Origin of the sequence: Vibrio sp. 10N.222.46.A1, assembly GCF_041473595.1 — a bacterium.
In the GTDB taxonomy this organism is placed as follows: Bacteria; Pseudomonadota; Gammaproteobacteria; order Enterobacterales; family Vibrionaceae; genus Vibrio; species Vibrio tasmaniensis_A.
Window position 1 is genome coordinate 1 of sequence record NZ_JBFRSN010000870.1, and the last position, 1,818, is coordinate 1,818.

Genomic DNA, 1,818 nt, shown 5'->3' on the forward strand with positions numbered 1-1,818 from the left:
TTCAGAGGGGAAGTGGCAACCTTTAAACATTGAGATTCAGAGTATTAGGTAAAGATTGAGTAAATCTTAACCGACAACGCAAAACTTTGCGACAAAACCCATCATGTCGTACGGACATTGTTTATTTAGATATTCCATGTATTCTACTTAATGACCATCTTGCGGCTTTAAATGTTCCATTTCATTGAATATGTAGTTATTCAATATCACACGTTTGAAAAGTAACTTTCGCGTAACTTCAGGGACATCTACTTCGTTACACACGGATTCAAACTCTTGGGTAATCGTAGAAATTTGAAACCTAATAATTTCTTCTGCTTTTTCAGCCTTAATATTGAAACTTGGTGCTGCTTGCATACAAAGTGATAACAGAGATAAATTAAGATTTTCGAAGATCTTCATTCCATGACTCGCCTCCCCACCTGTACGGTTTTGTGGACAAATATCATAAGCCGGTGACAGGGATATTTTCTCCCCTTCTACAAAGAAAGCATGATTTCGAGCATGGTCATCCGTATTACCGATCAGTACATTAAATACCATCCGTGCAAATAGCTCTTGGCTATCAGAGGTAAAATCGATGCAATACTGCTTCATATTGTTCACTAGGTCTGCGTAAGATGCCTCTCTAGCCCATGTTTCATCTAAGCCTAAAACTGTCAGCCCGGACACCATTGAGCGACGACACCAAACGTCACCAACTAACGCTCTATCAAAGCGTCTTACAAGAAGAACATCTTTTCCTAATACTTTTTCAAAAATAACTTCGGCAACATTGAGTCCTGCTAACTTGGCAAGCCTCATTGCTACGTATTCTGATTGTACAACTTCGTAAGTATCATTTGATGCTGAAAACTTAGCAATATACTTAGCTTCATTACCAGTGATCATCGCTTTCGGGCGAGCACCTCCGAGGGATGTACCATGCATAAGTGCTCTATCCAAATCCGAAGAGATTTCCTTACCTTGACCGACGATTTCAGACGCATTGTATAATTCTTCAAGAGTTGCCGCATCAGTAGAACGATCAAAATACTCAGTGGCCGATTCTTGAAAATCGAGAGAACCGATCCGATCTGAAGCGGAATGCATCAAATACGTCATTTCGCCTAACTCAGCATCGTAGTCTTTGCCCATCAACCGAGAATTAATGACCCTACGTCCCCAAGCATCTGGAGCTGCATCACGCAAGCAAGAGAATATAGGCATACCTTGAACTGGTTCCTTAGTACCAGCAGAAAGCGGTAATTCATTTGAGTAAATTGGTTCTGCATCTGAACGTTTCAAGTAAGACTGACCGTACGTAAAATGTTGGCCAGTTTCATCAATAGTGAGTCTACCTGCTACCACAGGCTCTGATTGTCCTTTAAGCCATTTCCAAACGAAGCATTGATTACTAGAAGTCATCATCTAAAATTACCTTTTTCCTTCTTACTCGATTAGGCAGTAATGCCTCAATTTTCGCATTTGTTTTACGTTTAATAGCAAACTGGTTTTCATCGGGTTCAAATAAAGGAACACCTAATACCCAAGCAGTTTCGAAGTAGAGTCCGATACTTACAGACGGATCACCTTTAAGAATCTTTATCATAGTGGGCTTAGATACCCCAACTCGGGAACAAGTCTCTTCTACAGTGATTTTCTTTTCCTTACGCTGGATTGTAAGCATCGTGGCAAAATGAGTTAGTGCGGCACTAGCAACAGTGCTAACCTGAATGTTACCTCTTCCCATAGTAAATTAACCTTTGCCGTAAATATAATAAGGTAAATATTAATTTACCAAAATTTAAATGTCAAAGTAATAGGTTAGAAATAATT

The 1,818-nt window shown here is 39.6% G+C and carries 2 protein-coding genes; both read right to left on the bottom strand.

Features of this window, described 5'->3' with window-relative positions; translation table 11 throughout:
- Positions 1-147 precede the first annotated feature (147 nt).
- Complete coding sequence (locus tag AB4496_RS21330; RefSeq protein WP_017100094.1) at positions 148-1,410, bottom strand: type II toxin-antitoxin system HipA family toxin; 1,263 nt, start codon at positions 1,408-1,410, stop codon at positions 148-150.
- Entirely contained in the window at positions 1,397-1,732 is a 336-nt protein-coding gene (locus AB4496_RS21335) for a helix-turn-helix transcriptional regulator (RefSeq protein WP_017100095.1), read from the bottom strand. The genes AB4496_RS21330 and AB4496_RS21335 overlap by 14 nt, the downstream gene beginning before the upstream one ends.
- Between the last annotated feature and the right edge of the window lie 86 nt (positions 1,733-1,818).